1 protein-coding gene is annotated in these 203 nt (G+C 66.0%); it reads left to right on the top strand.

Translation table 11 applies throughout. The features are described from left to right. A partial coding sequence (locus tag ACI0FO_RS29485; RefSeq protein ID WP_416032102.1) for a VCBS domain-containing protein occupies positions 1-203 on the top strand: 203 nt, incomplete at both ends.

The following is a 203-nucleotide window of genomic DNA, read 5'->3' as shown; positions in this document are numbered from 1 at the left end:
CCGGCCAACAGCCTGAGCGGCAACGTCGTGGACAACGACGTCAAGGGCGCCGATGCCATCACCGGCGTCACCTGGAATCTTACCGACGCCCAGCGCGCCGAGATCTCCCAGTACGGCACCCTCACCCTCAACCCCAACGGCACCTGGCAGTTCACGCTGGACAACAGCAAGCCGGCCGTGCAAGCACTGGGCGCCACCGACAA

The sequence above is a fragment of the Achromobacter marplatensis genome (assembly GCF_049060505.1).
In the GTDB taxonomy this organism is placed as follows: domain Bacteria; phylum Pseudomonadota; class Gammaproteobacteria; order Burkholderiales; family Burkholderiaceae_B; genus Achromobacter; species Achromobacter marplatensis_A.
This window is presented reverse-complemented; position numbering and strand designations above follow the sequence as displayed.